Genomic DNA, 6,343 nt, shown 5'->3' on the forward strand with positions numbered 1-6,343 from the left:
GGGCCGGGGACTCTCAGACGACCAGCCCGGGGACCGGGACGGGGTAGTCGCCCGTCATGCACGCGGTGCAGAAACCGCCGGGCTCGGGGGAGATGGCGGTGAGCATCTCGTCGAGCTCCAGGTAGGCGAGCGAGTCCGCGCCGAGGTGCTCGCGGATCTGCTCGACGCTCATGGTGGCGGCGATGAGCTTGCTGCGGTCGGAGGTGTCCAGGCCGTAGAAGCAGGACCACCGGTACGGCGCGGACAGCACCCGCAGGTGGATCTCCGCGGCGCCGGCGTCACGCAGCAGCTTCATCGTCGAGCGCAGCGTGGTCGCCCGCACGATGGAGTCCTCGACGACGACGAGCTTCTTGCCCGCGACGTTGTCCTCGATCGCGTTGAACTTGATCCGGACGGCGTTCTCACGCAGCTGCTGGTTCGGCGCGATGAACGTCCGGCCGATGTAGCGGTTCTTGATGAGGCCGTCGCCGTACTCGATGCCGGACTCCGCGGCGTAACCCTGCGCGCCGGGGATCGACGAGTCCGGGATCGGCATGACCATGTCGGCGTCGACCGGTGACTGCCGCGCCAGCGCGCGCCCCATCCGCCGGCGGGCGGCGTGCACCCCGACCCCGGCGAGCTTGCCGTCCGGCCGGGCGATGTAGACGAACTCGAACGAGCACAGCGCCTTACGCGCCGGCTCCGCGAACTGGATGCTGTGCACCCCGTCGTCGTCGATCACCACCATCTCACCCGGGTCGATCTCCCGGACGACCTTCGCACTGACGACGTCGAGCGCCGGCGTCTCCGAGGCGAGCACCCAGCCTCCGGTCTCGCACCGGCCCAGGAACAACGGCCGGAACCCGTTCGGGTCGCGCGCACCGATCAGCCGGGTCTCATCCATCACGACGAACGAATACGCCCCCTGCAACCGCGGCAACACGCTGGTCAGAGCGGCGATCAGGTCACCGTTGCCCGGCTTCTCGGCGACGCCGGCGTCGTGGCCGGTGCTGCCGATTTCGCCGGCGGCGGCTTCTGGGCCGGCAGCGGCTTTGTCGGCCGCAGTTCTGTTGGCGGCGGCTTTGTCGGCGGCGGCTTTGTTGGCCGCGGTTTTGTCGGCTGCGGTGGCGATGGCGTCGGCCAGCAGCGCGTCGGCGACCAGAGCGGCCACGACATCGCTGTCACTGTCGGCGTCGGCGTCGGGGTGACCGATGGCGAGCTCGACGGTGTTGACGAGGTTGCCGTTGTGACCGAGCGCGAAGAACACGTCACCGGCGTGCCGGGCGACGGGCTGGGCGTTGCGCCAGGCGCTGGCACCGGTGGTGGCGTATCGGGTGTGACCGATCGCCAGGGTGCCGGGCAGGGCCTGCAGCCGATGCTCGTCGAAGATCGTCGCGACCAGGCCCATGTCCTTGTCGATCATGATCTTGTCGCCGTCACTGACCGCGATGCCGGCCGATTCCTGCCCGCGATGCTGCAGCGCGAACAGGCCTAGATAGGTGAGGTGAGCTGCCGGTTGCTGGGGGTCGCGAACTCCGAAGACGCCACAGGCTTCTTTCGGGCCATCGCTGCCATCTGCCACTGATCCGACTATACGGACGGTAGCCGCCCCCGGCGAGCCACGAGCCGCCCACGTCCGGGTGGGATCCGCCACCCCTAAGATTTCTCATCATGCGCAGCCCCCGGCCACCCGTCCGACGAACACTGACGATGCTCGGGGCTGCCCTCGCCTTCGGCATGCTCGCCGCCCTGATCAAGGGCCACCACCACGGCGTACGCGACACCATCGGCAACCTGAGCACCCCCTGGCTCCTGGTAGCCCTGCTATCCGGTCTTCACACACCGTCACTGCGCCGAGGAGCCGTCCTCGGCCTCGCCGCCACGGTCACAGCGCTCCTCGGCTTCTACCTCGTCGTCGCCGTCATCACGGACGAACAACTGGTCGGCCTCCGCGACCACCTGGCCCACGTCCTGAGCGCGAACCGCCGCTGGCTGTTCTCAGGCCTGCTCAGCGGCCCACTGCTCGGTGCCTTCGGAGCCTGGTTGCGGGCCCGGTTCACCGACGCGGCAAAGGCCGCCGCCGTGGTCACGGGCCTACTGCTGATCGCCGAGCCGCTCGTGATCGCCGGCGCGCACGTCGTACCAGGCTGGCAACAGATCATCACCTGGACCCTCGACCCGGTCCCGTACCTCATCGAAGCCGCCCTGGGTGTCCTGGCCCTGGCCCTCGCCCTCCGCCGCCCGCCAGTTGGCGGGTAGTTCCCGCCGCGTGGCGCTCGATCGGACACCCGCCACGCGCCATGCTGATGACGCCGATCACACGCCGGTGATCGCGCGTTAACTGTGGAGGCGACCCCCATGACCACCACCCAGGCCCCACCGCCCCCGTTCGACCCGGAGCTCGCCGCGGCCCTGAACGCCGTCGCCGACCAGATCCCCTCCTCCGTGACCCCGGAGCAGATCCCCCTCATGCGCCAGGGCGGCGGCGCGCTCGCCCAGCTGGCCGCCCCCGACCTGACCCGCGACGGCAGGTTCACGGTCGAGGACCGCACCGTCCCCGGACCCGACGGCGCCCCGGACATCTCCCTGCTGATCTGCCGCCCCACCGGAACGACCGGAACCCTGGGCTGCGTCTACCACACCCACGGCGGCGGCATGATCGTCGGCGACAACCGCTCCGGCATCGGCGAGATGCTCGACTGGGCGGAACGCTTCGGCCTGGTCGTCGTCTCGGTCGAATACCGCCTGGCCCCGGAAACCCCGCACCCCGGCCCGGTCGAGGACTGTTACGCGGGCCTCGTCTGGACCGCCGCCCACGCCACCGACCTGGGCTACGACCCGGACCGCCTGCTCGTGGCGGGCGCCAGCGCAGGCGGCGGCCTGGCCGCGGCCCTCGCCCTGCTGTCCCGTGATCGAGGCGGCCCGTCCCTGCTCGGCCAGATGCTGATCTACCCGATGCTCGACGACCGCAACAACACCCCCTCCGCGATCCAGATGGCCGGCCGGGGCGTCTGGGATCGAACCTCGAACCAGACCGGCTGGGGCGCGCTGCTCGGCGACGCGGCAGGAGGCCCGGACGTCTCCCCGTACGCCGCCCCCGCCCGCGCCACCGACCTGTCGAACCTCCCCCCGGCCTACATCGACGCCGGCAGCGCCGAAACCTTCCGAGACGAAGACGTCGCGTACGCCACCCACATCTGGCAATCCGGCGGCCGTGCCGAGTTGCACGTCTGGCCCGGAGGCTTCCACGGCTTCGACCTCATGGTCCCCACCGCGGCCATCTCCCAGGACGCCCGCGAGGCCCGATTGCACTGGCTGAACCGCCTCTTCAACGCCTAGCCTCTCGTCATGAGAGACCTCGCCGTCCGGCTCGCCGCCCTGGACGAGGACGCGGGCGCCGCGCTCCGGGTGATCGCGTACTTCGACGGCCTGATCGAGGCGGGCGCCGGGCTGCAGAGCATCGTGCGCGGCGCCGCGGTGCTGGCCGACTGCCCGGCCCGCCTCGACGACGAAGCCCGCCGCGTCCACATCCGCGTCCTCCCCGACGGCGTCCCCTCGCCCGCCCCGCTCGCTGCTGACAAGGCCTGGCCCCATCTGGCCGCGGGCAGCGTGACGCTCCGGCTGGAACGCTCCGGCCCACCCGGCCCCGTCGACGCGATGGTGCTGGAACGGGCGGTCTCCGCCGCGCGTACGGTCCTCGATCGCACCCGGGGCCGTGCGCCTGCAGCGGACACAACAGCCCTGGTCGAGCTACTCATCGACGCTGCGGGCCCGGCCGACGCCCGGCTGCTGGCGGCCCGCCACCTCGGCCTGCCCGCGGACACTCCGGCGTACGTCCTGGTCCGCCCTGAAGGTGTATTCATCAATGTGGACGAGCCGACGTCCGGGAGGGCAGGCATCGGCCCCGCGGTGCCGGTGCTGGAACTCCCGGCCTCACACCTCGCCGCGAGGACAGCGCTGCGCTTCACCGCCGCGGGCACCGAGGAAGACCCAGGCCCGCAGGTGGTGAGCTATGCGGAGCTGGGCGCACTCGCCGCCCTGGCAACGGTCCCCGATCCGGGCGCCGTCCCTGACGTGCAGGCCTTGGAACACGCCGCAGCCGCAGCACCCTGGCTGCTCCAGACCCTCCACGCGGTCACCACAACCACCAGCCTGAGAGCAGCAGCCACAACCCTGCGCGTCCACCACTCGACCCTGCAGGACCGGGTCATCCACGCCGAGCACCTGCTGGGCTGGAGCATCCGCGACCCCCACGGCTGCCTACGCACCCAACTCGCCCTCGCCCTGCGCCGCCTCCACCGCAACCCCTGACGCCGTGACACACACTGACCCGTACCTCGTGGTGACAGAGCCGACTTTCAAGGCCCGGTTTCTCCTCGACCCCGCGGCGGACACCGAGGAATCCGTGGCCAACATCGACGTCATCGTCGACCTGACCGACGGCTCCTCCTGGTCGCTGACAATCTTCACCGTCGACGAGGTCCGCCGCCTTCTCGAGCTGTGGCGCAAGACGGGCGAGACCGCGCACGGCAGCTACTTCTGGGCATCCGATCAACTGATCGTCCCGGCTCCGGGCATCAGCGCAATGACGAACGCCATCCGCGAACTCGTCCGTAGCGGCGACATCGCCGTTGCGGGCAGCCCGGTCGAGATCGGTCAGGTGTAGGGCCGCAGCTCCGGCGGAACCCAATCGGGTACGTCCCATCGCCCGATCGCAGCGGAATAGCGGAAGTGTCCCTGCTCGATACCCTGTGCCCACCCGTTGACGACGTCGGCGAGGCTCGGGGCCAGCGCGTCGAACACGGCGTCCGGCACCTTGGACCAGACATGCACCGGCAGCTGCCATCCGGGGCCGCCGCCCGAAGGTCAGCGAAGAGCACGGCGCCGTCAAACGCGACAATCGGCAGCCACCACGGTGCCCACTGACCCTCCCAGTCCCTCACATCGTCGGGAAACTCAGGCGGGTCGTTCCAGGCCAGGCGCCGGGCGCGCTCATCGAGGGCCTCGCGCAACGACATCAGATACCACGTGACCCCGACCTCGGCCCCCAAGCTGGACACCCCGTCGACCGCACCATCGTGCCACCCCCACCAGACACGCAGATCGCCCGGCAAATCGAACCCCAGCTCAACGACGTACCCGTCCAGCCCCACCCCACTCACCCCGGGAGCGAGCAACCCGGGCGTCGGCGCCCCCTGAGCCCGCCACACCGCATCGAGCCGTTCCAGATCCCGCCGCCGAAGCACGTCGTCATGGTGTGTGGGCACCACGTCTCATCAGCACAAGCGTGCGATGGATGACTTCGGTGAGCGTCACACCGCGCGACCGCTTTCACGCGTCCATCGGGCAGTGCGTTCAGGAGGTCCAAGCACCTCGACGGTGTACGGAGCAAAATCCTTGGTGCTGTCCCGGGCCTCGAAGCCCTCCGAGATCAGGCTCACCTTCATGACACGGAGCATGCCCTCAAGAATCACCTTGAAATGGACGAAGACCGGTGCATCGAAGCGCTACGCCGCGCCCGCCTGCATAACCACACGGTCGGCGCGCCAGTCAACCCGCACCGGCGCATAGCAGTCCGCGAGCTTGTCAACCCGGACCTCCGCGCCTCCGCCAACCAGCCGAGAGCTCATGTTCGGAGCGACGACGGGAAGCCCAGCGGCGGCAAGAGCATCCCAAACGTACCCGGCCAGGTCTTCCCGCCGGATCATCACATCATGAGCTGCCAATTCGGTCATGGCCATCTTCCTACCAGGCCACGCCGCCCGAACCCGATAGGCGGCTTGAGAGCGTGCCGCCGGAATAGTGGTCGAAGATCGGTTTGTTGCTCGATCGCGACAGGGTTGCTGCCATTGCCGAAGCGAAGTACGGGGCATGGGCGGGCCTCGCGAAGAAGGCGCGCAGGATTTCCTTCGTTACGCAGGAATGCTGCCTGTGTCCGGCTCGTAGGCGTAGAGCCGCCATGTCGCCCATGTCGCGTCCATTCCCGTCGGACTCGGCACCGGTCGTGGACTGACCTATCGCAGCACCGGCCGGCAACGCTGGGAGCTGGCCGCCGCCTTTGGCTGAGTGCTTTCACGTGCGCGCGTTGGTTGTCGTGTCGAGCCCCGGGTGTGACGCAGAGTCCGGTGTTCGTGGGTCAGTAGGCGGCGGCGTACTTCACCAGCCAGCGGTTGGTGAACCGGCCCCAATCGAACAGGTCACCGGCGGCACGCCTGCGGTCACGTTCATGGTCAGCGGCGGCCTGTGCCCGGTGGGTGTTCGCCTCACGGAACAATGCTCGTGCGGCCTCGATCCAGATCAGCTTGCCGTCCGGTGTCCGGGCTTCGGGAGAGTCGCGCCGCAAGCGGGTGGTGTGGCCGAGAGC

General features: G+C 69.6%; 9 protein-coding genes. 4 read left to right on the forward strand and 5 right to left on the reverse strand.

The features are described 5' to 3' along the window. Nucleotides 1-13 precede the first annotated feature (13 nt). Nucleotides 14-1,561 (reverse strand): amidophosphoribosyltransferase, encoded by a 1,548-nt coding sequence (locus tag Aco04nite_RS43075; protein WP_438874995.1) that lies wholly within the window; start codon nucleotides 1,559-1,561, stop codon nucleotides 14-16. Between the two features lie 89 nt (nucleotides 1,562-1,650). On the opposite strand from Aco04nite_RS43075, the gene Aco04nite_RS43085 reads away from it, so the two are divergent. From Aco04nite_RS43085 to Aco04nite_RS43100, 4 genes are all read left to right on the forward strand, one after another. Then, entirely contained in the window at nucleotides 1,651-2,238 is a 588-nt protein-coding gene (locus tag Aco04nite_RS43085) for a DUF6518 family protein (protein ID WP_213002962.1), read from the forward strand. 99 nt (nucleotides 2,239-2,337) lie between these two features. After that, the gene (locus tag Aco04nite_RS43090; RefSeq protein WP_213002963.1) at nucleotides 2,338-3,318 is read left to right on the forward strand and encodes an alpha/beta hydrolase; all 981 of its coding nucleotides are present in this window, start codon (nucleotides 2,338-2,340) and stop codon (nucleotides 3,316-3,318) included. Nucleotides 3,319-3,327: 9 nt separating this feature from the next. Continuing rightward, nucleotides 3,328-4,290, forward strand: coding sequence for a helix-turn-helix domain-containing protein (locus Aco04nite_RS43095; protein WP_213002964.1), 963 nt, complete (start codon nucleotides 3,328-3,330; stop codon nucleotides 4,288-4,290). Between the two features lie 4 nt (nucleotides 4,291-4,294). Then, nucleotides 4,295-4,645, forward strand: coding sequence for a hypothetical protein (locus Aco04nite_RS43100; protein ID WP_213002965.1), 351 nt, complete (start codon nucleotides 4,295-4,297; stop codon nucleotides 4,643-4,645). On the opposite strand, the gene Aco04nite_RS43105 is transcribed toward Aco04nite_RS43100, so the two are convergent. The 4 genes from Aco04nite_RS43105 to Aco04nite_RS43115 all read right to left on the reverse strand — a co-directional run. Then, on the reverse strand, nucleotides 4,636-4,812 hold the full coding sequence (locus Aco04nite_RS43105; protein WP_213002966.1) for a hypothetical protein: 177 nt from the start codon (nucleotides 4,810-4,812) through the stop codon (nucleotides 4,636-4,638). The genes Aco04nite_RS43100 and Aco04nite_RS43105 overlap by 10 nt on opposite strands. Before the next feature lie 479 nt (nucleotides 4,813-5,291). Continuing rightward, a complete protein-coding gene (locus Aco04nite_RS49850; protein ID WP_280519487.1) occupies nucleotides 5,292-5,426 on the reverse strand; it encodes a hypothetical protein in 135 nt (44 codons plus the stop codon). A gap of 60 nt (nucleotides 5,427-5,486) precedes the next feature. Further along, nucleotides 5,487-5,714 carry a hypothetical protein gene (locus Aco04nite_RS43110; RefSeq protein WP_213002967.1) on the reverse strand — a complete coding sequence of 76 codons (228 nt, stop codon included), beginning with the start codon at nucleotides 5,712-5,714 and terminating at the stop codon, nucleotides 5,487-5,489. Between the two features lie 401 nt (nucleotides 5,715-6,115). Beyond that, nucleotides 6,116-6,343 (reverse strand): hypothetical protein (locus Aco04nite_RS43115; protein ID WP_213002968.1); only part of this gene is annotated, 228 nt, incomplete at its 5' end.

The organism is Winogradskya consettensis (assembly GCF_018332715.1).
Classification (GTDB): Bacteria; Actinomycetota; Actinomycetes; order Mycobacteriales; family Micromonosporaceae; genus Actinoplanes; species Actinoplanes consettensis.

What these genes read in the sequence shown, in the direction of transcription:
- Aco04nite_RS43085 (WP_213002962.1), top strand. Translation starts at nt 1,651, where the DNA reads ATGCGCAGCCCCCGGCCACCCGTCCGACGAACACTGACGATGCTCGGG.
- Aco04nite_RS43090 (WP_213002963.1), top strand. Translation starts at nt 2,338, where the DNA reads ATGACCACCACCCAGGCCCCACCGCCCCCGTTCGACCCGGAGCTCGCC.
- Aco04nite_RS43095 (WP_213002964.1), top strand. Translation starts at nt 3,328, where the DNA reads ATGAGAGACCTCGCCGTCCGGCTCGCCGCCCTGGACGAGGACGCGGGC.
- Aco04nite_RS49850 (WP_280519487.1), bottom strand. Translation starts at nt 5,426, where the DNA reads ATGAAGGTGAGCCTGATCTCGGAGGGCTTCGAGGCCCGGGACAGCACC.
- Aco04nite_RS43110 (WP_213002967.1), bottom strand. Translation starts at nt 5,714, where the DNA reads ATGACCGAATTGGCAGCTCATGATGTGATGATCCGGCGGGAAGACCTG.